The following is a 25,529-nucleotide window of genomic DNA, read 5'->3' as shown; positions in this document are numbered from 1 at the left end:
ATGTCCTTAATGCAGGCTAACCATCTTACTAACACATGATTAAAAAATGAATAAATTTAAACAAACTCATAGCAACGATACTATTTTCCACCACCGTGCGCACCCGTTTTGCAGCGCGGGTGAGCACCTGCGCACGCGCAGCCCAACAGTAGTTCACCTAATGGGCTGCTGACCTGAGACACACGGCATCGTTTCAACGGCGCGGGATTTCGCCTGCGCTCAGCTAACGATTGCGGCGGCCCTAGCCCCCGATGGTGGCCATGCTCTCAAAGCTGAGCTGATGCAGGGGCCGGTGCCGCTCGGCCTCGAAACCGTTGGCGGCGCGGTGGCGGAAAGCGGTCGATAGAGCCGCTACGATTTCCTCATCGGACTTGCCGCCGCGCAGCAGGGCGCGGGTGTCGAGCACGCCCTGGTCGTAGAGGCAAGTTTTGATGCCGCCCTCGGCCGTGAGGCGCAGGCGGTTGCAGGTGCCGCAAAAGGTGCGCGAATAAGCCGCGATGATGCCCACCGTACCCTGGTGCCCGGCAATGGTGTATTCCGAGGCGGTGGCACCCGCCGCCATGCTAACGGGCATAAGGGCGCCGAAATGGGCTTCCAGGTGCTGGCGAATGCGGACGTGGTTCCAGGGCAGCGAGGCGGGGCCGGCTTCGTGGCTGCCGCCGTTGAAGGGCATTTCTTCGATGAAACGCACGTCCACGGGCAGGTCGCGGCTGAGCTCGGCCAGCGGAATGAGGTCGGCAATGTTTTGGCCGTCCATCACCACGGCATTGATTTTCACTTGAATACCAGCCTCCAGCAGCGCGTAGAAGGTTTCCATCACGCGCGGCAGCTCGTCGCGCCGCGTTATTTGGAAGAAACGCTCCCGGTCCAGCGTGTCGAGGCTGAGGTTCACGGCCTTCACGCCCAGGCGGGCCAGCGCGGGCACGTGCGGCGCCGTGAGCACGCCGTTGGTGGTCAGGCTGATGTCGTCGATGCCGGGCAGCTCGGCCAGGCGCTCCATGAAGGGCACCAGGTCGCGCCGCACGAAGGGCTCGCCGCCGGTGAGGCGCACTTTGCGCACGCCCAACCCCGCCAGCAGGCCCGTGAGGCGCAGCATCTCCTCGTAGCTCAGCAGCTCGTGCTTGGGCATGTACTTGATGCCTTCTTCGGGCATGCAGTAGAAGCAGCGCAGGTTGCAGCGGTCCGTCACGGCCAGGCGCAGGTACTCCAGCGGCCGGCCGTGCTGGTCGTAGAGGGGCGTGACGGCCGGCGCGGCCGGGCTGAGAAGAGTTGGAAGCACGTTTATCACCAATTTTGTGCGGCTGTACGTAAGACTGCCGGCCTGCGATAACCCGCCCGGCGCCAAAGGTGTTCAGACCCGGCGGGTGCCGCGGGCCACTGGACCGGCGGCCCCGGTTCGCCCACACGTTTACGTCGAAAGATATGTCATTAAAAATCTCCCTGTTCGGCATCACCCGCGACATCGTGGGCACCTCCGTGATTGAGTTGCCCGCGCCGGCCCCGGCCACCGTGGGCGAGCTACTGGCCGAAATGCGCCGCCAATATCCCGCCCTGGGCGAGCTGCGCAGCTGCGCCGTGGCCGTGAACAACGAGTATGCGGCGCACGACCAGCCGTTGCACACCGTCGACGAAATTGCCCTCATCCCGCCCGTGGCCGGCGGCTAGGCTTCAGTTAGCAGTTATCAGTGAGCAATGAACAGTTTAAATTTCTCCCATATTAGATAACTGCTCACTGCCAACTGCCAACTGATTCAATGACCCCTACCCTATCCATCACCGACCAGCCCATTGACATTGCCGCCGCCCTGGCGGCCGTGCAAACCGACACGGCTGGTGCGGTCAACTCCTTTATTGGCACGGTGCGCAACCAGTCGGGCGGGCGCCCGGTGCGCCGCCTGCACTACGAGTCCTACGACAGCATGGCCCTCACGCAGCTGGGCCACGTGGTGGCGCAGGCCTACGAAAAGTGGCCCATGCTGCAGGAAGTGGCGGTGGTGCATCGCAAAGGCACGTTGGAGCTCGGCGACGTGGCGGTGGTGGTGGCCGTGGCCACGCCCCACCGCGCCGAAAGCTTCGCCGCCTGCCAGTTCATCATCGACACGCTGAAGCAGGTGGTCACCATCTGGAAGCGAGAGGAATACGAGGACGGCACCGAGTGGGTAGCGGCGCACCCGTAGCCTATTTTTCCTTTCCTGTCATGCTGAACGCAGTGAAGCACCTTATCACGCCAGAACAAAACGTTCCAGCGTGATAAGGTGCTTCACTGCGTTCAGCATGACAGCCGAAAAGCAAATCAAGCCTTTACTTGCCCGGCAGCAGGTAGCCCAGCGAGAGCTGGAACGCGGAGTGACGGGCGTTGCTCAGGTCGCCGTTGAAGTAGGTGTTGTTGTCGCTCTTCACGAAGTCGCTGAAGGCGCCGGTGTAGCGCAAACTCAGGTTCAGGCCATTGTCGGCTTGGTAGCCCACGCCGGCCACGTAGCCGAGCTCGTTGCGATTGAGGCCACTCACATCGTTTTTATTCTGGGTTTCGGTCACGGAGGGGGTGCCGCCTAGCGCCGGGGTGGTGGTGTATTTGGTTTCGTTGTTGGAGCTGATGAGGTAGGAATATTGCGGGCCGGCCTCCACGATAAAGCCGCCGGCATTCACTTTCAGCAGTACCGGCACGTCGAGGTAGTTGTAGTTCACCTGGCCCTCGCGCTTTTGCTTAGCGCCCAATAGGTTGGTGTATTCGGTGGGCTTGTTTTCGAAGCCTTTCTGCGAATACAGCACCTCGGGCTGCACCGACAGGAACCCGTCGGCCAGCACGGGTACGTTCAGCATCACGCCGCCCAGGAAGCCGACTTTGTTGTTGTAGGTCGATTCGTTTTTGATGTCGCCGGCCAAGTTAGAATAATTAGCGCCGGCGCGCAGGCCGAAGCGCACGTCCTGCGCCCGGGCCGAAGAAACAGCGGCCACGGTTAGCAGCGCGGCAACTGGAACGATGATTTTTTTCATGATAAGGATAGCAAGTGAAGGAATAAACCTTGGCTGGCGCTATTCGAAAAGTGTGCCAAGCCGTGCTTTAAACGCCTTTTTCCCCTCGTCTGCTATACCCATGACGCAAGAAAAAGCCTAGCCGCCGAGGTGGCAGTCAGGCTTTCAGGTTGTTAGCCGGCATGGGTTTGCTTCAGGTCTGGCGGTCAGCGCAGCAGTTCCTGCTCAGCAGCGGCGCGCTCAGCGGGCGTGTTCACGTTGCGCAGCTCGGCGGGCACGGGCGGGGCCAGCAGCTCGATGTCGGAGTTTATAAGCGCCTTGCGCGGGCAGGAATAGCCCAGGCCCAGAAACCGCAGCAACTGCCCGTAGCTGCGCGGCTCCCAGATGCTCACCAGCGGCTCCGGAAACGCATCCCACGGGCTGCGGAACGAGGTGGCCATACGGCTCGGCTGCCGGTTGCTCACCAAGTATTCGAGCGTGTCGCGGGTGAGGAAGGGCAGGTCGCAGGCCAGCACCAGCCAGGCCGCGTTGGGGTCGGCCTGCAAGGCTGACAGGATGCCGCCCAGCGGGCCCAGGTTCAGGAAGGTGTCGGGCAGAGCCGTGAGGCCGGCGGGCAAGCCGCCGGCCTGGTCGGGGCGTACCGACACGCGCACGTCGGGGCAGAACTCGGCCAGCAGCGCGGCGGTATGCTGGCGCTGGTCGAGGCTGTGGTAGTGCAGGGCGCCCTTGTCGGTTTGCATGCGCTCGCTGCGGCCACCGGCCAACACGAGGCCGCGCAGCACCGGCACCGCCAGCTGGTACCACTGCCGGATGAAGGCCGCAATTTTGGCCGTGTCGGCCAGTGGCAGCACGGGCGGCAGCGGGGCGGCGCTGAGGTGCTCGAGCAGCACGGCCGGCAGCTCGGTCTGCCCATCGGCGAGGAGAATGAGACGCACGTCGGTGAGGCGGTCAAGCTTCTTGTCCAAGGGCTTACGCGGGTCGACGATGACGACCTGCTGGCGGGCGCGGAAGTGGTTGCCATTCACCAGCACCACGCTTTCGTGGGCCAGCAGCTCGGGCTGCGTGAAGCGGTCGAGGGCCCGCGTGAGGTTGAGCTGGCGGTAGGTGATTTTATCGACCAGCTCGGCCGAGAGGCCGTTTGCGGCCACGTAGGGCACGGGCTTAGCGGCCGTTTCGGCTGGTTCTTCGGCCGCGGCAGCGTCGCCGGCGGCGTGGTCGGCATCCACGTACCCCACGCGCAGCTGCGGGGCTAGGTGCGGCAGCAGGCGGGCCACCAGCATTTGAATGTCGCCGCAGGGCGCTCCCAGAATGGCCAGCTCGTGGCGGCCAAAGTCGCCTACGTCGGGACGGGCGAGGGCCGCGTGCTTGGTTCGTGTTGCGGTTGGGCTTGGTAAACTATCCATGTCGGAATTTACGAATTTTCGGCGCGGTGAAAATCCTTCTTGCCGCCGGTTTTCTCGATAAGCTGCACACTATCAATGGCAATATCGTGCGAAAAGGCCTTGCACATGTCGTAAATGGTGAGGGCCGCCACGGTGGCGCCGGTCAGGGCCTCCATCTCCACGCCGGTGCGGCCCGTGACCACGGCGGTGCACACCACGCGCAGGGCATCGGGGCCGTCGGGCTCGATGGTGATGCTGCAATCATCGAGCCCCAGCGGGTGACAGAGCGGGATGAGGTCGGCCGTTTTTTTGGCGCCCATGATGCCCGCCAGGATGGCCGTGTGAATAACCGGGCCTTTGTGCGAGGGCATTTCGCCGGCCTGCACCCGGCTCAGCAGCTCCTCGCCCAGCACCACGCGGCAGTGGGCGCGGGCCACGCGGCGGGTGGGCGTTTTCTGGCCGACATCCACCATAGTAGGCTGATTGGCGGCGTTGACGTGGGTGAAATTCTTGGTTAGCATAGGGCTGTAGAGACGCGTAATGGCACCAAATCGTTGGCGGAAGTGCAGCGCGGACTTTCAGTCTGCGCCAACGCAAGGCTGGTGGTGTCGCGGACTAAAAGTCCGCGCTACGTCTCACTTAGCCAACCCGGCCGCAAATTGTTTTGCTGCAAACTATTGGTCGCGGCAGCCGTTTTCAACGAAGCGCGGGCTTAAACGGGCCCCAATGCCCCGGCTAATTCTGCCGCGTCGGCCCTTCTTGGCCGCCCCATTCATCCCGAAATTTAGTATGACCAATACCGCTTTAGTAGTAGGTGCCAGCGGCATCATCGGCAGCAACCTGGCCCAGGAGCTGCTGGCCCACAACTGGATTACCTACGGCCTGGCCCGCCGCCCCGATACCAGCATTGCCGGCCTGCAACCCGTGGCCGCCGACCTGCTGGACCCCGCCAGCCTCGAAACTGCGCTGGCCGACCTCCGGCCCACGCACGTATTCATCACCAGCTGGATGCGCAACGACACCGAGGCCGAAAACATCCGCGTGAACAGCGCCATGGTGCGCAACCTGCTGGCCGTGCTGGGCCCGAAACATTCGGTGCAGCACGTAGCGCTGGTAACCGGCCTGAAGCACTATCTGGGGCCGTTTGAGGCTTACGTGAGCGGGGGCATGCCGCCGCCCACGCCGCTGCGCGAGTCGCAGCCCCGGCTGGCGCTCGACAACTTTTACTACGCCCAAGAAGACGAGGTGTACGCCGCCGCCGCGCGCGACGGCTTCACCTGGAGCATCCACCGGCCACACACCATCATCGGCAAGGCCGTGGGCAACCTCATGAACCTGGGCACCACGCTGGCCGTGTATGCGAGCATCTGCAAGGCCACCGGGCGGCCCTTCCGCTGGCCCGGTTCGCAGGCGCAATGGGAAGGCTTGTCGGACGTGACCGATGCCCGCGTTATCGCCAAGCAGCTGGTGTGGGCTGCCACCACCGAAGCCGCCCGCAACGAGGCCTACAACGTGGTGAACGGCGACGTTTTCCGCTGGAGCCAGCTATGGGGCCGCCTAGCCGAGTGGTTTGGCGTGGAGGCCGTGGGCTTCGATGGCAGCATTCACCCGCTCGAAGCCGAGATGGCCGGCGATGCGGAGCTGTGGCGCGAAATCGCCACGAAAAACGGTTTGGCCGAAGCTGACTTAAGCCGCTTGGCTTCGCCCTGGCACACGGATTTGGACCTGGGCCGCCCCATCGAGGTGATGACGGACATGGCCAATAGCCGCAAGCGCGGCTTCACCGTGTTTCAGAGCACGGAGGACTCGTTTTTCGATTTATTTGCGAAGCTGCGCCAAGACCGGCTGATTCCATAGGCGCTACGTTGGCAAAGCGTTATTCGCAGAACGTCATGCAGAGCGCAGCGAAGCATCTTTACCGCCACCACTAATCCCGATAATTAGACTGCGTTGTGCAGTAAAGATGCTTCGCTGCGCTCTGCATGACGGCCACTCCTAACTCTTAACTCACCCACCCATGCTCTCCCCCGCCGAAGCCACCGCCCGCGTCCTTGCCACGGCCCGCCCGCTGCCGCCCGAAACCGTGGCCCTGCCCCACGCTGCCGGCCGCATCCTGGCCGAAACGCTGGTGGCCGACCGCGACTTTCCGCCTTTCAACCGGGTGGCGATGGACGGCATTGCGGTGAGCTTTGCCACCTGGGCCGGGGGCCAGACGGAATTCGACATTGCCCACGCCCAGTATGCCGGTGAGCCCGCCCGCCCGCTGCCCAGCCCGCAGCAGGCCGTGGAGGTGATGACGGGCGCGGTGCTGCCCGCCGGGGCCGATGCGGTGATTCGCTACGAGGACATTCTGCTGCACGACAATCGCGCCCGCATTCAGATTCCGACGCCCGATGCGGCCGGCGTCAACATCCACCACCAGGCCGCCGACCGCCGCGCCGGCGATGCCCTGCTGCGCGCCGGCACCCGCCTGGGACCCGCCGAGCTGGCCGTGGCCGCCACCGTGGGCGCTGCCGAGCTGGCCGTGCTGCGCGCCCCGCGCCTGGCCGTGGTGAGCACCGGCAACGAGCTGGTGGGCATTCGGGAAAAGCCCCTGGCGCACCAGATACGGCGTTCCAACGTGTACGCGCTGCAAGCGCTGTTTGCCCAGGCCGGGGCCGACGTTTCGCTGTTCCACCTCTCCGACGACGTGGCGGAGCTGCGCGATGGTCTCACCAAAATTTTGGGCGCAGGCTTTGATGCCGTGGTGCTGAGCGGAGCCGTGAGCAAGGGCCGCGCCGACCACCTGCCGGGCCTGTTGCGTGAATTGCAGGTCGAGGAAATTTTCCACGAAGTGCAGCAGCGGCCGGGCAAGCCGCTGTGGTTTGGAGCGCGGGCCGGCGGGCCGGTAGTGTTTGGGTTGCCCGGCAACCCGGTTTCAACGTTCATCACGGCCTGCCGCTACGTGCGGCCCTGGCTGCGCGCCGTGCAACAGTTCGCAGGCACACCCGAAACTGCCGCCGCTGCCGAGGCCCCACAACCAGCCGTGCTTACCGTCGACATCAATTTCAAGCCCCAACTCACCCACTTCGTGCCCGTGCGCCTGACCGTGGACGCTGGAGGCCGTCGCTTGGCCACCCCGCTCCGCGTGGGTGGTTCCGGCGACATGATGGGGCTGGTGGGGGCAACTGCATTTTTGGAGTTGCCGCCCGAGCCGGCCGTGTTTGCGGCGGGCAGCGTGTGGCCGGCGTGGGCGCTGTAGCGCCGACTTCAGCTCGTGCCGCGTCGGGCCAAATTATTCATTCAATGCACAAGCCAACGCATACGCGACAAGCCCTGGTGGTTGTATCTTCGCCCTACGCTGCTATCCAGAAAGACCGAGGGACCGGGCCCGATGACGTCTTGGCAACCTGCCGCGAGTAGGTGCCAACTCCCGTTTCGCCGCTTTTTTGGCGAAAGAAGATGACAGCCGGAACCGTGCTTTGCTGCGCGGGTTTCTTTCTGGATACGCGCTACCGTAGCTATTCGACCCCGAAAGAAATGTCCACTGCCACCCTCCCCGCTCCCTCCCCGCTTCCCGATTTGCTTCGCCAGCGCCTGCTGATTCTCGACGGCGCCATGGGCACCATGATTCAGCGCCACCCGCTGACCGAAGAGGATTTCCGGGGCACCCGCTTTGCCGACCACCCCAAGCCGCTGCGGGGCAATAATGACCTGCTGAGCATCACGCGGCCGGATATCATCAAAGGCATTCACGCTGAATACTTTGCCGCCGGGGCCGACATGGTGGAAACCAACACCTTCAGCGGCACCACCATCGCGCAGGCCGACTACGGCCTGGAGCACGTGGTGTATGAGCTGAACTACGAGTCGGCCCGCCTAGCCCGCGAGGCCGCCGACGAGTTTGCCACGCCCGAGCGGCCGCGCTTCGTGGCCGGCGCCGTGGGCCCCACCAACCGCACCGCCTCGCTCTCGCCCGACGTCAACCGCCCTGGCTTCCGCGCCGTGACCTTCGATGAACTGGCCACCGCCTACCTGGAGCAGGTGCGCGGCCTCGTGGATGGCGGCGTCGACACGCTGCTCATCGAAACTATCTTCGACACGCTGAACGCCAAAGCGGCCCTCTACGCCGTGCAGAAGTTCTTCGACGAAGGCGGCCGGGTAGTGCCCGTCATGATTTCGGGCACTATCACCGACGCCTCGGGCCGCACCCTGAGCGGCCAGACGGTAGAAGCTTTCTGGAACAGCATTCGCCACCTGCCGCTGCTGAGCGTGGGCCTGAACTGCGCCCTCGGGGCCGACCAGCTCCGCCAGTACGTGCAGGAGCTGAGCCGCATTTCCGACGTCCACATCTCCGCCTACCCCAACGCCGGCCTGCCCAACGCCTTCGGCGGCTACGACGAATCGGCCCAGGAATTTGCCGCGCTGGTGGAGGAGTATCTGAAAGAAGGAATCGTGACGGTGGTGGGTGGCTGCTGCGGCACCACACCCCAGCACATTGCCGAGCTGAGCAAGCTGGCCGAGAAATACCAGCCCCGCCAGCTGCCTACCGAGCATGTTCCTTCTACCCGCCTGAGCGGCCTGGAGCCGTTTACCATCAAGGAGGAAAGCCTCTTCGTGAACGTGGGCGAGCGCTGCAACGTGACCGGCTCGCGTGCCTTCGCCCGCCTCATCCGGACCGGCGCGTATGAGGAAGCCCTGGCCGTGGCCCGCCTGCAAGTGGAAGAAGGCGCCCAGGTACTCGACATCAACATGGACGAGGGCATGCTCGATTCGGAGCAGGTGATGACGACTTTTCTGCACCTCATCGCCTCGGAGCCCGACATTGCGCGGGTGCCCGTCATGATTGACTCCTCGAAGTGGAGCGTGCTCGAAGCCGGCCTGAAATGCGTGCAGGGCAAGAGCATCGTAAACTCGATTTCGCTGAAGGAAGGCGAAGCCGCCTTCCGCGAGCGGGCCCACACGGTGCGCCAGTACGGAGCCGCCGTGGTGGTCATGGCTTTTGATGAGGACGGCCAGGCCGATTCGCTGGCGCGCCGCATCGAAATCTGCCAGCGCAGCTACGATATTCTGGTGTGGGAAGTGGGCTTCGACCCGTCCGACATCATCTTCGACCCCAACATCCTGACCGTGGGCACGGGCATGGACGAGCACCGCAACTACGCCATCGACTTCATCGAGGCCGTGCGCTGGATTAAGGGCAACCTGCCCGGCGCGCTCACCAGCGGCGGCATCAGCAACATCAGCTTCTCGTTCCGCGGCAACGACGTGGTGCGCGAGGCCATGCACACGGCCTTCCTCTACCACGCCATCAAAGCAGGTCTGGACATGGGCATCGTGAACCCCGGCCAGCTCGGCGTATACGATGAAATTGAGCCCCACCTGCTTGAGCTCTGCGAAGACGTGCTCCTGAACCGCCGCGCCGACGCCACCGAACGCCTCGTGGAGTTTGCCGACACCGTCAAGCAAAAGGACAAGGCCGAAGTGAAAGCCGACGAATGGCGCAGCCTGCCGGTGCAGGAGCGTCTGCAACACGCGCTGGTAAAGGGCATCACCGAATTTATTGACGAGGATACCGAGGCCGCCCGCCAGGAACTGGCCCGGCCCCTCGACGTGATTGAGGGCCCGCTGATGGCCGGCATGAACGTGGTGGGCGACCTGTTCGGGGCCGGCAAAATGTTCCTTCCGCAGGTGGTGAAATCGGCCCGTGTGATGAAGAAGGCCGTGGCTTACCTCGAACCGTACCTGCTGGCCGACAAGCAAGGCTCGGACCGCCAGACGGCCGGCAAAATCCTGATGGCCACGGTGAAAGGTGACGTGCACGATATAGGCAAAAACATTGTGGGCGTGGTATTGGCCTGCAACAACTTCGACATCGTGGACCTCGGCGTGATGGTGCCGCTTGAAAAGATTCTCGACGAAGCTCAGAAGCAGAACGTGGACGTCATCGGCCTGTCCGGTCTCATCACGCCCTCGCTCGACGAGATGGTGTACGTGGCCCAGGCCATGGAAAAGCGCGGCATGAAGGTGCCCCTGCTCATTGGCGGCGCCACCACCTCGCGCCTGCACACGGCCGTAAAAATCGCGCCCTCCTACAGCGGCCCGGTGGTGCACGTGAACGACGCCTCCCGCTCGGTTGGCGTGGCGGCCGGCCTGCTCGGCTCGGGCGAAAAAGCCTACGCCCAGACCGTAGCCGACGACTACGCCGCCCTGCGCGCCGACTACGCCAGCCGCCAGCGCGACAAAAGCTACCTGACCATCGAAGCGGCCCGCGCCAACGGCTTCAAGTCGGATTGGAACACGGTGAGCATTACCAAGCCCAGCTTCCTCGGCACCAAAGTGCTGGAAGACTACGACCTGGCCGAGCTGGCCCAATACATCGACTGGACGCCCTTCTTCCACACTTGGGAGCTGAAAGGCCGCTACCCGCGCATTCTGGAAGACGAAAACTTGGGCGAAGCCGCCACCAAGCTCTTTGCCGATGCGCAGGCCATGCTCACGCGCATCATCGATGAGAAGCTGCTCACCGCCCGCGCCGTGCTGGGCTTCTGGCCGGCCAATACCAAGGATTACGATACCATCGAAATCTACGCCGACGACTCGCGCGAGACCGTAGACACCGAATTTTTCACACTGCGCCAGCAGGGCGAGAAGGGGCCGAAGATTCCGAATCTGGCCTTCTCCGATTTCCTGGCTCCGAAGGAAACCGGCCGCGCCGACTACCTCGGCGGCTTCGCCGTCACGGCTGGTATCGGCATCGAGAAGCTGCTGGAGCAGTACGAGGCCGACCACGACGACTATTCCAGCATCATGGTGAAGGCCCTGGCCGACCGCTTGGCCGAGGCCTTTGCCGAGCGCCTGCACGAGCGGGTGCGCCGCGAGTTCTGGGGCTACGCGCCCGACGAGCACCTCACCAACGAGGACCTCGTGCAGGAGAAATACCGCGGCGTGCGCCCCGCCCCCGGCTACCCCGGCTGCCCCGACCACACCGAAAAAATCACGCTGTTCAACCTCCTTGACGCGGAAGGCAAAACGGGCATCATTCTCACCGAAAACCTGGCCATGTACCCGGCTTCGTCGGTGAGCGGCCTGTACTACGCCCACCCCGATTCGCGCTACTTCGGCCTCGGCCGCATTGGCGCGGACCAGGTAAGCGACATTGCCCGCCGCAAGGGCATGGAAACCGTCGAGCTGGAACGGTGGTTGATGCCCAACCTCAACTACGAACCAAAGAAGTAGCGCGGACTTTTAGTCCGCGAGTGAACGCCTCTGAATCTATCGACCTAACGCTTGCAGGCGCGGACTAAAAGTCCACGCTACACTCCATGAAAGTTACCGACCACCTCGCCCAGGCCAACGGCAAAACCCTCTTCTCGTTTGAGGTGCTGCCGCCCAAAAAGGGTGAAAACATCCACACGCTGTTCTCGAACATCGAGCCGCTGATGGAGTTCAAGCCGCCGTTCATCGACGTGACCTACCACCGCGAGGAGTATGTGTACCGCCACCACCCCAACGGCCTGCTGGAGAAGAAAACCGTGCGCCGCCGCCCCGGCACCGTGGGCATTTGCGCGGCCATCAAAAACCGGTTTGATGTGGACACCGTGCCCCACCTCATCTGCGGCGGCTTCACGAAGGAGGAAACCGAGAACGCGCTGATTGACTTACACTTCCTGGGCATCGATTCCATTCTGGCCTTGCGCGGCGACCCCATCAAGAGCGAAGGCGTGTTCAAGCCCGAGCCCGACGGGCACGCCTACGCCTGCGACCTCATCGGCCAGGTGGCCAACCTGAACAAGGGCGAATACCTCGACCAGGAGCAGGACGAGGCCTGGGCCACCGACTTCTGCATCGGCACGGCCGGCTACCCCGAAAAGCACTTCGAAGCGCCCAATTACAACGCCGACATTCGCTACCTGCGCCACAAGGTGGACCGCGGCGCCGACTACATCGTGACCCAGATGTTTTTCGACAACGAGGAGTTTTTCCGCTTCGAGAAACTGTGCCGGGCGGCGGGCATCAACGTGCCCATCATTCCGGGGCTGAAGCCGCTTACCACCAAAAACCAGCTCTCGATGCTGCCCCGCTCCTTCTACCTCAACCTGCCCGAGCCGCTGGTGGAAGCCGTGAGCCAGTGCCGCGACAACGAAGCCGTGCGCACCGTGGGCATCGAGTGGTGCCTCAACCAGAGCCGCGAGCTGATGGCCCACGGCGTGCCCTGCCTGCACTACTACTCCATGGGCAAGGCCGAAAGCATCCGGCGCGTGGCCAAGGAGCTGTTTTGATTCATTGGACTTGAAAGAACGGTCATGCTGAGCTTGTCGAAGCATCTCTACCGCAATAGCAATTCATTCGTATGGGTTACTGGCGGGGTAGAGATGCTTCGACAAGCTCAGCATGACCGTTCTTTCTGATACTCCAAACAACCTGAAAATGCTCGACGACCTGTTTGCCCAGTTGCGCACGGCCACTGCGCCGGCCGAGATTGAAGCCCTGCAAAGCGGTATCTGGCAGCTCTGGCTGAGCAGTGGCGACGCGGCCCTCGACAAAGAGCTCGAAGCGGGCATGCGCGCCATGCAGGCCGAGGACCACACGCTGGCCATTGCGCTGTTCACGCACATCCTCCAGATTAATCCCGATTTTGCGGAGGCCTGGAACAAGCGCGCCACGGCCCACTACCTGCGCGGCGAATACAAAGCCTCGCTCGAAGACATTGCTGAAACCCTGCTCCGTGAGCCGCGGCATTTTGGGGCGCTGTGGGGCAAGGCAGGCATCCTGCGGCAGCTGGGCGACTACCGCCGCGCCCTGCGCACCCTGGACCGGCTGGCCGCGCTGTGCGCCCACCTGCCTGGCCTGCCCGAGCAGCAGCTGGCCCTGCGCGAGCTGCTGGAAGACAGTGGCCCGCTGGAATAACGGAAGCCCGGGCGCGCTTACTTTCGTCCGGCCCGGCCGTAGAAGGCGGGAAAACCACTGCCCTTCCACCCCCATTTCGGTGCGTTATGAACCACTTGACTGCAAGCCTGACTCCTTACAAGCGCCGCCCGCTGTGGGCCCTGCTGGCCCTGGCCACGCTCTCGCTCAGCGGCTGCGACTCGACCCCGCGCGAGCGGCAGGAAGCCGCCCGCACCGCCGGCCACGAGCTCGACACCTTGGCCCGCAAAGCCACCCGCAAAATTGCCAACGTGGGCAAGGCCACGGCCACCTACCACGAGGCCAACCGCGCCCGCCGCGCCCGTCCTCTGGACCCGCGCGAGCAGATTGCGATGGAAACCAAGCTACTGGGTCCCTATTCCGGCCAGGTAAACGCCCTCACGCCCGCCGACCTGCCCAACGCCTACGCCCAGTTTGTGCGGGCCGTGCGCACCGAGCGCGCCACCTTCACCGACCGCGACTGGGACTATGCCCGCGCCGTGTACCAGCGCCTGAACGACCAGCTCAAGCAGATACGCATGGACATGCCCACGCGCTACGAGGTGCCCATTCGAGCGCGCCAGGCTGAGTTTGTGGCCCTGCAAGCCGGCCACGCCGCCAAGGGCATCAACGATGCTACGAAGCAGGCGAAGTGATTTTGTAAATCAGGAACAAAAAGACCGTCATGCAGAGCGCAGCGAAGCATCTCGCATGTGGCAGTAATCATTTACTATTGTACGCGAGATGCTTCGCTGCGCTCTGCATGACGGTCTTCTAAATTCACACTGTTCACCCGCGTGCCCAAGCCCGACTCCGTCGTTTTCCTCGAATCGTTTTACGAGCCGATGGCCGCCAACCTGGCCCGCACCCGGCTGGAGGCGGCGGGCATTCCGTGCTTTCTGAGCAACGAAAACCTGGTGTCGCTCATGCCGCTCTACAGCCCCATCACGGGCGGGGTGCGGCTGCACGTGTACCAGCGCGACGCGGAAACCGCCCTGGAGTTGCTGCGTTCGGTGCCGGTGCCGCCGGCCACCACGCCCGATTATGCGTCCTTCGAAGCCGACGCCCCCGACCCGGTGGCGCCGCGCTGCCCACGCTGCGGGTCGTCGGACGTGGCCTATGGGCCGGCCACGGGGCCCAGCTATACCTGGGCGTCGACGCTGCTGTCGGTGCTGCTGCGCTACCCCGTGCCCGACAAGCGCTACCACTGCTTCCATTGCGGCAACGAGTACAAGTAGGCGGGGCGGCGGAACAGCTAATAAAAGGCGGTCATGCTGAGCGCAGTCGAAGCATCTCGCGTGCAAGAGTAAATCCGGTTGATAGGATTACTGCCACAAGCGAGATGCTTCGACTGCGCTCAGCATGACGTTCCGTTTTACTCGGGATTTCTGCGCCGGTAGTCGCGCCCACTCCGGATGCGCCTCACTCGCTCACCAGCAGCCGGGCCGTGATGGGTGCGCCGCCCAGGGCCTGCACCAGGTAGAGGCCCGGGCGCAGGCCGGCGGGCAGGGGCAGCACCAGGGCGCCGCCGGCGCGGGCGGGCGCGGGCCAGCGCGCCACCTCACGCCCCAGCGCGTCGAGCAGGCGCACCGGGCGGGCGGGTCCCCCATTGGTGAGGCGCACCACGTCGCCGGCGCGGGCCGGCTGCGGGTAGAGGCCCGGCGCATCCACCCCGGCCCCGGCCCGCGCGGCGGTGGGCACGGCCGGCACCACGTAGCGCCGGCAGGGCGCCCCGGCCAGCCGCGCCAACCAGGCCGGACGGGCCAGCACCCGCCCCACCGCGTCGCGTTGCTCGCCCCAGCCGCTCACGATGATGGACGAGTCGGCCGGCAGGTACTGCCAGGAGTAGGGCTCCACGCGGTTGCAGGTTTGGGTGCAGTAGCTGTCCCAGCCCAGCACCCGGCCCTGGGCGTTGAGGCGAATGAAGTCGACCTCGTTTTCGCGGCGGCGGCTTAGGCCGCCCTGCTCGGTCACGAGCACGGTGAAGCCGCCGTCGGCGCGCTCGCGCACCTGCCCCGGCTGCACGTCGACGCCCTGCACCGGCGGGCCGGCCGCGCTGGGCGTGGGCAGCAGCGTGCGCCACACCACGCGCAGAGCCGTGTCGAGCTTGGCCACGAAGCCGCGGCTGCGCGTGCGCGTAAGCGAGTCAATCTTGGCAAACCCCGTCAGCACGTAGCCGCTGCCGTCGCGCAGGCGCACGGCGTTGGTCAGGCTGGTCATCGTGACCGAGGCCCGACGCCCGAAGGGCTCGACCCAGCGCGTGCGCAGCAGCTGCCCGGCCGTGTCTACCTCCATGGCATAAAGCTGGAAACTAACGGAGTCGCGCTGGGTGTATCCCAGCAGCAGCAGGCGCTGGCGCGGGGCTTCCAGTACCTGCATCAGGTAGGCGTAGCCGCCCACGAAAGCCGGGGCGGCCGGCCCGAGCCGAATGGCGGGGTTGGGATACTGCCGCTGCCAGCGAAACCGGCCGGCCGTGTCGAGGCACACCAGCGAATAGTGCAGGGCAATGGGGCGCTGCCCCAGCCCGCTGCCGTCGCCGCCCCCTCCCACGTAGTAACGGCCGTGTAATCCTAACGTACTACCGTATTCGAGTGCTACATTAATTGTTGGCCTACCTAGCACCCGTATGGTATCGCCTTGAGCATTCAGCCAATGAAAAATGCTTGTAACGCCTAGAGCATTATTGGCGGGTTGGGTACCGGCAGCAAATACCCCGCGGCCCCAAGGCTCATCAACTAACCCACCCGAAGTTTTACGCCCTCTTTTTTGCCATTTCCGACTGCCTGACTCATCATATTGCGCCCAGTAACCAAAATAAGTAGAAGCGCTGGCGCACACAGTGATAGTGCCTTGCTGAAGTATGAAACGTCCATATGTATTTCCCACATTGTTGGAAACTGGGTTGCCAAATAAGTCCAACCGCTCCCACCCACCAACTCCCTGCGCAGCAGCAGAGAAAACGGTTATTGCTCCCAGCAATAATACCGTTGCCCATTTCTTGCACCACATATAATAAGCAGGCCGACCTTGGTAGTAAATCCCAAAGTCGGCCCTTCTAATTAACGGTTGACAACTACTTTCTGCATTGAAACCGGCACCCCGTCTACTAGCAGCCGCGCAGCATATTGACCAGCCGGTACGCCCCGCACTTTCACATCAGCACGCCAGAGGCCTTGCCCGGTGGGCTGCAATTGTGTCTGGGTGGGGCTGCCGAGCGTGGCGGTATACGTCTGGGGCTGGCTGCAATCCGGAGCCAGGTAAAGCTGGGCCTGCGCGGCGGGTCGCCAGCTAATCAACATAGCGAGTACGAATAATGCCTGCTTCAGCCGGCAATACGTGGGGGGGGGGGGGGGTAGCCTTTTTTCATAAAGTGTGGAAAGAGTGAGTTCGACCACTGCGGCAGCCGCAGTGGTCTGGCCTTCAAGGTACACAGAATTTCCAAAGCGCCCTGAGCTTAGCGGTTTTGTTGGGCAGCATACCATCCCGGCCTGCTCCGGCGTTGTAGCGGCATGGCCACCACCCGGCTTCCCACTTTGCGCAATGCCTGGCCGCTGCTGCTGCTGGCCGCGGCCATCGCGCCCGCCCGCGCCCAAACCGGCACCGGCCTGAAGGGCGACTACTACGAAGGAACCAATTTTGAGAAATACGTCCTGACCCGGCGCGACGCCACCATTAACTTCAACTGGGGCCAGCAGCCGCCCGCGCCGGGGCTCCCGGCCGAGGATTTCTCGGTGCGCTGGACGGGCTGGCTGGTGCCGCCCACCAGCGGCCGCTACGTTTTCCATGTGACCGTGGACGACGGCATCCGGCTGTGGCTGAACGACCGGCTGCTGCTGAACGAGTGGCGCGGCCAGCCCCAAAGCAGCTACACAGCAGCTGTGGAGCTACGGGCCGGCGAGCCGTACCGCCTGCGGGTCGACTACTGCCAGTACGGGCTGGACACCCGCGTATTCGTGACGTGGGAACAGCCCGCTGCCACGGCCGCTTCCTGGCGAAACCTGTGGGGAATGACTTCCGAAAAGGCCCGGCCCGAGCCTATTTCGGCGGCTTATCTGTTTCAGAACAATCCCAAACCAGTGGCCAGGCCTGCGGCGTCTGCTGCCGCCGCGCCCGCGCCCAAGGCATTGCCGGCGGCCAGCGTGGCCCCGCCTCCTGCGCCGCGCCGCGCGCCACGCACCGCAACGATGGTGCCGCGGCCGCGCCGGCCAGCGGCCCCGGAGCCGCGTCCCGCGCCCGCGCCGACAGCTCCCCCACCGCCGGCCGCTGTGGCCGCGGCCGACTCCAGCCGCCCGGCGCGCCTGGCGAATTTGGCTGTGGGCGAGGCCATTATTCTGCCCGACTTGTACTTCGACCAAGGGCAGGCCCGGCTGCTGCCCGCCGTGCGCACCGCCCTCGACGGGCTGGCCGCTGCGCTGCGCGCCCGGCCCGCCCTGCGCTTCGAGGTGCAGGGCCACACCGACAACGTGGGCAATGCCGAGCTCAACCGCCAGCTCTCGCAGCAACGCGCCGAGGCCGTGTGCCTCTACCTCACGGCCCACGGCGTGGCCGAGGGGCAGCTACGCCCCGTGGGCTACGGCGGCACTCAGCCCGTGGCCGACAACGCCGACCCCGCCCAGCGCCCGCGCAACCGCCGCGTGGCCCTGCGCCGGCTCTGATGGTGGAAAGACGCAGCCCTGGCACCAACCCACCGCGCAGTTCTGCGTTCCAGAAGCCCACCCTTCTCCTTTCCATATGGCATTTGCCGCCCGCATGACGCAGGCCCTGCGCCGGCACTGGCGCCACTACTTGGTTGAGGCCGGCGGCATCATGGCTTTTCTGACGGTGTCGGGCACGGCGGCCGTGGTGTTTCACCACCCTGCTTCGGCGGTGGCGCGGGCGCTGGGGCCGCACGAGTGGGTGCAGCGCATGGGCGTGGGCATGGTGGTGGGCGGCCTGATAGCGGCCATGGCCTACTCGCCCTGGGGCAAACGGTCAGGCGCCCACTTCAACCCGGCCGTGACGCTGGGCTTCTGGCAGCTGGGCCACATTCGCACGTCCGATGCACTGTGGTACGGGCTGGCGCAGGTGGCGGGGGCGCTGGCGGCCGGGTTTGGCATGCGCGAATTGCTGGCGCCGTGGTTCGGGCATTCGCGCATTCACGACAACACCACCGAGCCCCTCGATGCACCCCACGGCTGGGCCCTGGCGCTGGGGGCCGAAATGTTGATTTCGGCCCTGCTGATGCTGGGGCTGCTGTGGGCCCTGCACTCGTCCACGCGCAAAAAGTGGGCGGGCGCGCTGGCGGGCGGCCTGCTGGCGGTATTCGTTGTGGTGGAGTCGCCGCTGTCGGGCATGAGCCTGAACCCGGCCCGCACCCTGGGCACGGCCGCCGCGGCGGGCCGGGCGCCGGGGCTGTGGCTGTATGTAGTGGGCCCGCTGGCGGCCATGTGGGCCACGGCCGCGGCTTACCGGTGCTGGCGCCGACCGGGCACCGAGCGCCCACCCGTGTATCCGGATGCTGCGGCCTGACTGGCCATCGGGGCCGCCATTGGCCTTTTCCGCGGGTTATGCGTAAGCAGTACCGTCATTCTTTCTTCTGTTTATGCCTTCTCCCAAAAAAACCGCCACGGCCAAGCCGGCCACCAAAAAAGCCCCTGCGGCTGCCAAGAAAGCCGCCACGCCCGAGCGCCGCCCCACCGCCAAGGACATGAAAGCCGGCGCCCAGAAGCTGCCCTACCCGGCCAAGCAGGCCGACATGCGGCTGCAGCCCGACTCGGACCTGGCCAACTACCGCGCCGCCGGCAAGCTCAAGGATAAAATTGCCCTCATCACCGGCGCCGACTCCGGCATTGGTCGGGCTGTGGCCCTTGCCTTTGCCAAAGAAGGCGCCCACGTGGCCATCGTCTTCAACGAAAACGTGGAGGACGCCGCGGAAACCCGCCGGCTGGTGGAGCGCGAAAAGCGCAAGTGCCTGGTGTTGCAGCTCGACGTGCGCGACTCGGAGCAGTGCAAGCAGGCTGTGCGCCGCACCCTGGCCGAGCTGGGCGACCTGAACATTCTGGTGAACAACGCCGCCTTCCAGAACAGCCAAGAGAAGTTTGAGGAAATTCCGGAAGAGCAAATCCGCCGCACCTTCGACACCAACATTCTGGGCTACATCTGGATGGCGCAGGCGGCCATTCCGCACCTGAAAGCCGGCGACTGCATCATCAACACGGGCAGCATTGTGGGCATCACGGGCATCCCGATTCTGGTAGATTATGCCTGCTCGAAGGCTGGCATTCACGCCTTGACTAAGTCGCTGGCGCTGTACCTGGGCGAGAAGAACATTCGGGTGAACTGCGTGGTGCCGGGCCCGGTCTGGACGCCCAACATCCCGGCCACCATGCCGCGCGAAGAAATCGAGAAGTTCGGCCACGAAGTTGCCCTCAAGCGCCCCGGCCAGCCCGAGGAGCTGGCGCCCGCATACGTGCTGCTGGCCTCGCAGGACGGCTCGTTTATGACCGGCAGCCTCGTGCACGTCACCGGCGGCAAGCTCAGCAGCGACGAGTAGCAGCGCCCTGGCTGCACAAACGTTGAACGCCATGCTTCGCGGCGCGAAGCATGGCGTTTTGTTTTCCTCATGACAAACCCGAAGTTTTCAACCGCCGGGAAGATTTTGCTCGTAAGGAGTTATTAGCTGAGCCGTTTGCCGCGGCGTTGCCATCAGCTACAGCCTTTACTATGCCCGTCCCCACGTACCCGAGCGGCACCGTGCGCGCTTTGCTCGGCACCGAACACGTTTCCGAAGCCACCCGCGCCGCCCTGCAGGAGCGCCTCGACGCTCCCGCTGCCTACGCGCCGCAGTTTCTCAGCCCCGAAGCCTTTGGCCTGCTGGACGCCGTGGCCGCCCGCCTTTTCCCCCAGCCCGACCGCGCCGAACACCCCATTGCCCTGGCCCCGGCCGTGGACCAGCGCCTGGCCGAAGGCCGTGCCGACGGCTGGCGCTACGACGCTCTGCCGCCCGACCGCGAAGCTGTGCGCCTGGGCTTGGGCGGCATTCAGGAAATAGCGCAGGCCTTGTTTCAGGCTGATTTTCTGGCGCTGCCCGCTGAGCAGCAGGATGCCGTGCTGCAGGCCCTGGCCGACGGCCGCCCGCCCGGCGCCACCTGGCAAACGCTGCACGCCGGCCGCTTCTTCGAAGAACTGCTGGCCGAGCTCACCGAGTATTACTACGCCCATCCGCTGGCCCAGGAAGAAATTGGCTACGTGGGCATGGCCGACCTGCCCGCCTGGACGCGCATCGGCCTCTACCAAAAAGAAGACCGGGAGGTGAACCCAATGGGTGAATGAGTGAAGGGGGAATGGGCGAATGACTCCAGGGTCGTCTGCTCACTCGCCCGGCCGCTTATCCACCCATTCATCCCTTCATTCATTTACCCATTGTAAAAATGCCCGACGAAGAAGTTCTCGAAGAAGGCGTCATCAACCCGGTGAAGCCGGAAGTACAAGACCCGCTGCTGCGCGCGCTGCTGGCCGACGAGCCGGCTACTGCTCCCGTAGCGGCCGATACGCCCAAGGAACAACCGCAAGCCATTCCGGCTGAAGCCGACGAAGTAGACTGCGTGGTCATCGGCCTGGGCGCGGGCGGGGCGCCGCTGCTGGCCCGCCTGGCCATGGCCGGCCTGAAGGTAGTGGCGCTGGAAGCCGGCCCCTGGCACAACCCCGAAAAAGACTTTGCTACGGACGAGCACGCCCAGAACTTTCTGTTTTGGAACGACGAGCGGCTGAGCGCCGGCCAGGACCCGCTGGCCATGGGCAAAAACAACTCCGGCACCGGCGTGGGCGGCTCCACGCTGCACTACACCGCCTACACGCCCCGCCCCCTGCCCGACGACCTGCACCTGAAGCGCGATTTCGGCAAAGGCGAGGACTGGCCGGTGGGCTACGAGGAGCTGGCTCCGTACTACGAAGAGCTGGAGCAGTTTCTGGGCATTTCGGGGCCCACGCCCTACCCCTGGGGCCCCAGCCGCCGCAAGGGCTACCCGCTGGCTCCGCTGCCGCTCAACGGCGCCGCCCAGCTCATGGTGCGCGGGGCCGAGAAGTTGGGCATTCGCACCTCGCCGGCGGCCAATGCGGCGCTTTCGGCGCGGTATTATCAGGAAGGCATTGGCTGGCGCGAGGCCTGTACCAACCGCGGCTTTTGCCAGGCGGGGTGCTCCAACGGCGCCAAGGCCAGCATGGACGTCACGTTCATTCCGCTGGCGGTGAAGCACGGGGCCGACATTCGGCCCAACAGCTTCGTGACCGAGATTGAGCGCGACGCGCAGGGCCGCATCACGGGCGTGGTGTATACGCAAAACGGGGCGCAGCAACGCCAGCGCTGCCGCCACCTGTTCCTCTGCGCCGGCTCGGTGGAGACGCCGCGCCTGCTGCTGCTGAATGAGCTGGCCCTGACCAGCGGCCAGGTGGGCAAAAACCTGATGGCTCACCCCGGCCTGCAGGTTTTCGGCACCTTTGCCGAAGCCGTGCGCCCCTATAAAGGCATTCCGGGCGCCTTGATTTCGCAGGATACCCACCGGCCGGCCGACGCCGACTTTGCGGGTGGCTACCTGCTGCAAAGCATTGGCATCATGCCCGTCACGTTTGCGGGGCAGGTGGCACGGGGGCGCAAGCTCTGGGGCCAGCCGCTGCGCGACTACATGAAAAACTACAACCACGTGGCCGGCATCAATATTCTGGGCGACTGCCTGCCGCATGCCGACAACTTTCTGGAACTGGCCGAGGAGAAAGACGCCCGCGGCCTGCCCAAGCCCCGCCTGCACTTCTCGGCCCAGGAAAACGAGCAGCGCATGAACGCCCACGCCGAAAAAATCATGCGCGGCATCTGGGAAGCGGCCGGCGCTACGGATATATGGTCGTTTCAGCGCTACGCGCACGTCATCGGCACGGCCCGCATGGGGTTGAGCGGCGACGACGCCGTGGTGGACACCAACGGCCGCGCCTTCGACGTGCCCAACCTATACATCTCCGACAACTCCACTTTCCCCAGCGCGCTGAGCGTGAACCCGGCCCTGACCATCATGGCCCTGAGCCTGCGCACGGCCGACAAGTTCTTGGAGCAGCAGCGCCGCCTGGATTCTTAACGTCATGCTGAGCGCAGCCGAAGCATCTCGCGTGCCACCACTAATCACCATTGAAACAACGATTGGATAACTGCTGCACGCGAGCTGCTTCGGCGGCGCTCAGCAGGACGGTCTAAAAATCAACTCGATGAAAGCTTTCCTCACCCACATCAAGGAGAAATACGGCGACGGCAACTACGCCGGCGACGAGTTTGGCGGCGCGCGCGGGCACGACGGCCGCGGCCTGCCCACGGGCCTGCCCAACAACTTCATGTTTGCCACCGGCATCGAGTGCTCGAACCCTACCATCGACCACGGCCGCACCCGGCGCGACTTGCTGGAAGAGTGCGGCCACTACGAACGGTGGCGCGAAGACCTGGCCTTGGTGAAGGGCATGGGGCTGAAAGTGCTGCGCTACGGCCTCCCCTACCATAAGACTCACCTCGGCCCGGGCAAGTATGACTGGGAATTTGCCGACCAGGTGATGGCCGAAATGCAACGCCTGGAAATCACGCCCATTCTCGACTTGCTGCATTTTGGCGTGCCCGACTGGCTGGGCAATTTTCAGAACCCCGAACTGCCGGTGCACTTTGCCGAGTACGCGGGCGCCGTGGCCCGACGCTACCCCTGGGTGCGCTACTACACGCCCATCAACGAGATTTACGTGACGGCCCGCATGAGCGCCAAGGACGGCATCTGGAACGAGCAGCTGAAGTCGGACCGCGGCTTCGTGACGGCCATGAAGCACCTGGTGGCGGCCAGCATCATGGCCACCCAGCAGATTGCCGTGCACCGGCCCGACTGCATCATCGTGCAAAGCGAGTCGGCGGAGTACATCCACGAGCTGCGCGCCAACCCCTCGCCCGAAGTAGCGCTAGAAAACAAGCTGCGCTTCGTGTCGCTGGACCTGCTCTACGCCCACCACCCCGACGGCGACGTGCTCAACTACCTTCTGGACAACGGCATGACCCGGCGCGAGTACGACTGGTTTATGGCCGGTGAGCCGCCCGGCTACCAGATTATGGGCAACGACTACTACGGCCGCAACGAGCGCATCGTGCTGCCCGACGGCGAAATCTGCACCAGCATGGACGTACTGGGCTGGTACAACATCACGCTGGAGTATTACCGCCGCTACCGCAAGCCCGTGATGCACACCGAAACCAACGTGCTGGAAGCCCACAACGCCCCCACCTGGCTCTGGAAGCAGTGGGTAAACATCCTGCGCATGCGCGACGAGGGCGTGCCCGTGCTGGGCTTCACCTGGTACTCGCTCATCGACCAGTTGGACTGGGACATCGGCCTGGCCCGCAAAGTGGGCAAGGTGAACCCCTGCGGCCTCTTCGACCTCGACCGCAAGCCCCGCCCCGTGGCCGAGTGCTACAAGATGCTGCTGCAGGAATACGGCCAAATCACCATCGTGCCCCACGGCGAGTTGTTTGAAGTAACCAAATCGCCCGCCACCTTGAAAGTAGAGGTGTAGTAACGCCCGCCGCGAATGGTTTTTCATCGGTTTCACACCCGGCGTGGCCAATGTTAGCCCCATGAAACGCGTGCTTCCGCCGCGCCAGCTGGCGCACCTGCTCTGGCAGCACGGCCTGCTGCTGCTCCTGGGCCTGGGCCTGTATCTGGTAGACAAATACGAAGGCCTGCCGCCCGGTGTGATTACGGCCGTGTTGCTGGCCGCCGCGGCCGCCAAAACGGCCTACTTCCTGCTGCACAATTTTAGGGCGCTGGCGGCCCTACGCGAAACGTTTCAGCAATTCCTGCTCCTGGTTTCCCTCAACCTGGGCATGATTGCGCTGTCGTTTGCGCTCGACTTTTACTGCCTTTATCGCGTGCACGCCTCGGCTTTCAACGGCCTGCACGCCGGCTCCGAATTCGCGATTTTCGGCCAGCTTTTTTACCACAGCGTCGGCACCCTCATCAACAACGCCGACGGCGGCGCGACGGCCACCATCGGCGCGGCCCAGGCCCTGCTGCTGCTCGAAAAGATTGCCGGCTTTGTGTCCACGGTGTTCGTCATTTCCAACGCCGCCAACTACCTCTCGCCCCCGGCCCCGCCGGCACCCAAGCCAGAAGCGTAGTCTCTATACTATGCCCACCATTCTGCTTCTGCGCGTGGCCGCTGCCTGGCCCTTGCCCGGCCTGGGCCTGCTGGTGCTGCCCAACGGGCCCGCCCCGGCCCTGGCGCCCTACGCCTTGCACACCGCCCTGGCCGTGGAAGCGCGGCTGCCCGACGGAACCCGCCGCACTGCCGCAGCCACTGTGGAGGAGGTGGCCCGTGGCGAAACGCCCGTCCCCACACGCGGGCTGCTGCTTGATTTGGAAGCGGCCACCGGTTGGCCAGCGGGCACAGAAATCTGGCTGGCGCAAGCCGGCCCGGACCCGTACACGGGCCTTCATTGAACACGAGATGGAAAGGCAAGCCCGCCTTCGCCGATACCACGCCGTCTCCGTCGACTTTTCTAGCGGCTTGCTAGACGGGTGTTGGGCAGCCCGGCCGGGGCGGCTAGCTTGGTGACCACCGGAGTTACCGGTGTTCATCTTTCACCTTTCATTTATCTCGTTATGTCCAAAATCTTTGTCTCCTTCCTGATTGGCGTGGTCTTGGTGCTGGCCGGCCAGCCCCGCACCGCCTCGGCCCAATGCCGCGACCCCTGGATTGCGCAAGCCTATAAGCAGGTAGCCAACCGGGCGCCCGTGGGCCAGGGCGAAGTTTGCGAATGCAACATTCACCTCTACAACAATGGCAGTTGGGGCAACTACAATGAATTGGTGGGCTACGTGCGGCAGTTTCTGGCCAGTGGCACCCGCTTGGGCTACACTCCCCTGCCCAATGGCAACTTCGCCGTGGCCGTTCTGAATGGCAATCAGGTTTCTGCTGTTGCCGTGCAGAACTCTGGCGGCAACGTGGTGGCGGCCGGCGGGGGCAATGTGGTAGCCGCGGGTGGCGGCAATGTGGTGGCCGCCGGTGGGGGCAACATGGTGGCGGCCGGCGGAGGCAACATCACCGGCTTGAGCAGCAGCACCCCGGGCTTTGCCTTCGGCATGAGCCGCGGCCTGCTGGCGGCGGGCGAGCGACGCGTGGCCACGAGCGGCAACGGCGCCATCGTCATTCGCTAGCGCGGCGCAGTCCGGCTGGCAAGGCCCGCGCCGTGGCGCGGGCCTTTTTTTGCCCGGCCGGGCCGCTTTGGGCCTGCAA

At 64.6% G+C, this 25,529-nt stretch carries 24 protein-coding genes and 1 riboswitch; of the genes, 18 read left to right on the top strand and 6 right to left on the bottom strand.

Annotated features, from left to right (window positions below):
- Nucleotides 1-241: 241 nt before the first annotated feature.
- Nucleotides 242-1,279, bottom strand: coding sequence for a GTP 3',8-cyclase MoaA (moaA, locus tag MUN81_RS03805; RefSeq protein WP_245115203.1), 1,038 nt, complete (start codon nucleotides 1,277-1,279; stop codon nucleotides 242-244).
- A 143-nt stretch (nucleotides 1,280-1,422) separates the two neighbouring features.
- Between moaA and MUN81_RS03800 the strand changes: the two genes are divergently transcribed.
- Nucleotides 1,423-1,665, top strand: a complete 243-nt coding sequence (locus MUN81_RS03800; protein ID WP_245115201.1) for a MoaD/ThiS family protein — start codon at nucleotides 1,423-1,425, stop codon at nucleotides 1,663-1,665.
- A gap of 89 nt (nucleotides 1,666-1,754) precedes the next feature.
- Nucleotides 1,755-2,177 (top strand): molybdenum cofactor biosynthesis protein MoaE, encoded by a 423-nt coding sequence (locus MUN81_RS03795; protein WP_245115199.1) that lies wholly within the window; start codon nucleotides 1,755-1,757, stop codon nucleotides 2,175-2,177.
- Between the two features lie 124 nt (nucleotides 2,178-2,301).
- On the opposite strand, the gene MUN81_RS03790 is transcribed toward MUN81_RS03795, so the two are convergent.
- The 3 genes from MUN81_RS03790 to moaC all read right to left on the bottom strand — a co-directional run bounded on the left by MUN81_RS03790 (nucleotide 2,302) and on the right by moaC (nucleotide 4,876).
- Nucleotides 2,302-2,994: a porin family protein gene (locus MUN81_RS03790; protein WP_245115197.1), complete on the bottom strand. Its 693-nt coding sequence runs from the start codon at nucleotides 2,992-2,994 to the stop codon at nucleotides 2,302-2,304.
- Nucleotides 2,995-3,179: 185 nt separating this feature from the next.
- Complete coding sequence (locus MUN81_RS03785) at nucleotides 3,180-4,376, bottom strand: NTP transferase domain-containing protein (protein WP_245115195.1); 1,197 nt, start codon at nucleotides 4,374-4,376, stop codon at nucleotides 3,180-3,182.
- A gap of 8 nt (nucleotides 4,377-4,384) precedes the next feature.
- Nucleotides 4,385-4,876: a cyclic pyranopterin monophosphate synthase MoaC gene (gene moaC / locus MUN81_RS03780; RefSeq protein ID WP_245115193.1), complete on the bottom strand. Its 492-nt coding sequence runs from the start codon at nucleotides 4,874-4,876 to the stop codon at nucleotides 4,385-4,387.
- Nucleotides 4,877-5,144: 268 nt separating this feature from the next.
- Between moaC and MUN81_RS03775 the strand changes: the two genes are divergently transcribed.
- From MUN81_RS03775 to MUN81_RS03745, 7 genes are all read left to right on the top strand, one after another.
- Nucleotides 5,145-6,212 carry an SDR family oxidoreductase gene (locus tag MUN81_RS03775; protein WP_245115191.1) on the top strand — a complete coding sequence of 356 codons (1,068 nt, stop codon included), beginning with the start codon at nucleotides 5,145-5,147 and terminating at the stop codon, nucleotides 6,210-6,212.
- 160 nt (nucleotides 6,213-6,372) lie between these two features.
- On the top strand, nucleotides 6,373-7,596 hold the full coding sequence (locus MUN81_RS03770) for a molybdopterin molybdotransferase MoeA (RefSeq protein WP_245115189.1): 1,224 nt from the start codon (nucleotides 6,373-6,375) through the stop codon (nucleotides 7,594-7,596).
- 99 nt (nucleotides 7,597-7,695) lie between these two features.
- A riboswitch (SAM riboswitch) is annotated at nucleotides 7,696-7,803 on the top strand.
- A gap of 71 nt (nucleotides 7,804-7,874) precedes the next feature.
- Nucleotides 7,875-11,573 carry a methionine synthase gene (gene metH, locus MUN81_RS03765; RefSeq protein WP_245115187.1) on the top strand — a complete coding sequence of 1,233 codons (3,699 nt, stop codon included), beginning with the start codon at nucleotides 7,875-7,877 and terminating at the stop codon, nucleotides 11,571-11,573.
- A gap of 86 nt (nucleotides 11,574-11,659) precedes the next feature.
- The gene (metF, locus tag MUN81_RS03760; protein ID WP_245115185.1) at nucleotides 11,660-12,616 is read left to right on the top strand and encodes a methylenetetrahydrofolate reductase [NAD(P)H]; all 957 of its coding nucleotides are present in this window, start codon (nucleotides 11,660-11,662) and stop codon (nucleotides 12,614-12,616) included.
- Nucleotides 12,617-12,728: 112 nt separating this feature from the next.
- Nucleotides 12,729-13,244 (top strand): tetratricopeptide repeat protein, encoded by a 516-nt coding sequence (locus MUN81_RS03755; protein ID WP_245115183.1) that lies wholly within the window; start codon nucleotides 12,729-12,731, stop codon nucleotides 13,242-13,244.
- 86 nt (nucleotides 13,245-13,330) lie between these two features.
- On the top strand, nucleotides 13,331-13,897 hold the full coding sequence (locus tag MUN81_RS03750; RefSeq protein ID WP_245115181.1) for a hypothetical protein: 567 nt from the start codon (nucleotides 13,331-13,333) through the stop codon (nucleotides 13,895-13,897).
- Nucleotides 13,898-14,038: 141 nt separating this feature from the next.
- Nucleotides 14,039-14,479, top strand: a complete 441-nt coding sequence (locus MUN81_RS03745; protein ID WP_245115179.1) for a DUF2007 domain-containing protein — start codon at nucleotides 14,039-14,041, stop codon at nucleotides 14,477-14,479.
- Nucleotides 14,480-14,663: 184 nt separating this feature from the next.
- Here the strand turns inward: MUN81_RS03745 and MUN81_RS03740 are convergent, their stop codons facing one another.
- Together MUN81_RS03740 and MUN81_RS03735 are read right to left on the bottom strand one after the other, a co-directional pair.
- Nucleotides 14,664-15,791, bottom strand: a complete 1,128-nt coding sequence (locus tag MUN81_RS03740; RefSeq protein ID WP_245115177.1) for a hypothetical protein — start codon at nucleotides 15,789-15,791, stop codon at nucleotides 14,664-14,666.
- 509 nt (nucleotides 15,792-16,300) lie between these two features.
- A complete protein-coding gene (locus MUN81_RS03735) occupies nucleotides 16,301-16,540 on the bottom strand; it encodes a hypothetical protein (RefSeq protein WP_245115175.1) in 240 nt (79 codons plus the stop codon).
- 210 nt (nucleotides 16,541-16,750) lie between these two features.
- Here MUN81_RS03735 and MUN81_RS03730 point away from each other — a divergent pair, with 210 nt between their 5' ends.
- The 9 genes from MUN81_RS03730 (at nucleotide 16,751) to MUN81_RS03690 (ending at nucleotide 25,450) form a co-directional block, all read left to right on the top strand.
- The gene (locus tag MUN81_RS03730; RefSeq protein ID WP_245115173.1) at nucleotides 16,751-17,896 is read left to right on the top strand and encodes a PA14 domain-containing protein; all 1,146 of its coding nucleotides are present in this window, start codon (nucleotides 16,751-16,753) and stop codon (nucleotides 17,894-17,896) included.
- A 76-nt stretch (nucleotides 17,897-17,972) separates the two neighbouring features.
- Nucleotides 17,973-18,749: an aquaporin gene (locus MUN81_RS03725; protein ID WP_245115161.1), complete on the top strand. Its 777-nt coding sequence runs from the start codon at nucleotides 17,973-17,975 to the stop codon at nucleotides 18,747-18,749.
- Between the two features lie 73 nt (nucleotides 18,750-18,822).
- Nucleotides 18,823-19,773, top strand: coding sequence for an SDR family oxidoreductase (locus MUN81_RS03720; protein WP_245115159.1), 951 nt, complete (start codon nucleotides 18,823-18,825; stop codon nucleotides 19,771-19,773).
- A gap of 170 nt (nucleotides 19,774-19,943) precedes the next feature.
- A complete protein-coding gene (locus MUN81_RS03715) occupies nucleotides 19,944-20,552 on the top strand; it encodes a gluconate 2-dehydrogenase subunit 3 family protein (protein WP_245115157.1) in 609 nt (202 codons plus the stop codon).
- Nucleotides 20,553-20,650: 98 nt separating this feature from the next.
- Entirely contained in the window at nucleotides 20,651-22,345 is a 1,695-nt protein-coding gene (locus tag MUN81_RS03710; protein WP_245115155.1) for a GMC family oxidoreductase, read from the top strand.
- 127 nt (nucleotides 22,346-22,472) lie between these two features.
- A complete protein-coding gene (locus MUN81_RS03705; RefSeq protein ID WP_245115153.1) occupies nucleotides 22,473-23,807 on the top strand; it encodes a family 1 glycosylhydrolase in 1,335 nt (444 codons plus the stop codon).
- A gap of 61 nt (nucleotides 23,808-23,868) precedes the next feature.
- Entirely contained in the window at nucleotides 23,869-24,411 is a 543-nt protein-coding gene (locus MUN81_RS03700) for a hypothetical protein (protein WP_245115151.1), read from the top strand.
- A 10-nt stretch (nucleotides 24,412-24,421) separates the two neighbouring features.
- Nucleotides 24,422-24,733 (top strand): hypothetical protein, encoded by a 312-nt coding sequence (locus MUN81_RS03695; protein ID WP_245115149.1) that lies wholly within the window; start codon nucleotides 24,422-24,424, stop codon nucleotides 24,731-24,733.
- A 162-nt stretch (nucleotides 24,734-24,895) separates the two neighbouring features.
- Complete coding sequence (locus MUN81_RS03690; RefSeq protein WP_245115147.1) at nucleotides 24,896-25,450, top strand: hypothetical protein; 555 nt, start codon at nucleotides 24,896-24,898, stop codon at nucleotides 25,448-25,450.
- Nucleotides 25,451-25,529: the final 79 nt, after the last annotated feature.

Origin of the sequence: Hymenobacter sp. 5317J-9, assembly GCF_022921075.1 — a bacterium.
Taxonomy (GTDB): Bacteria; Bacteroidota; Bacteroidia; order Cytophagales; family Hymenobacteraceae; genus Hymenobacter.
This window is presented reverse-complemented; position numbering and strand designations above follow the sequence as displayed.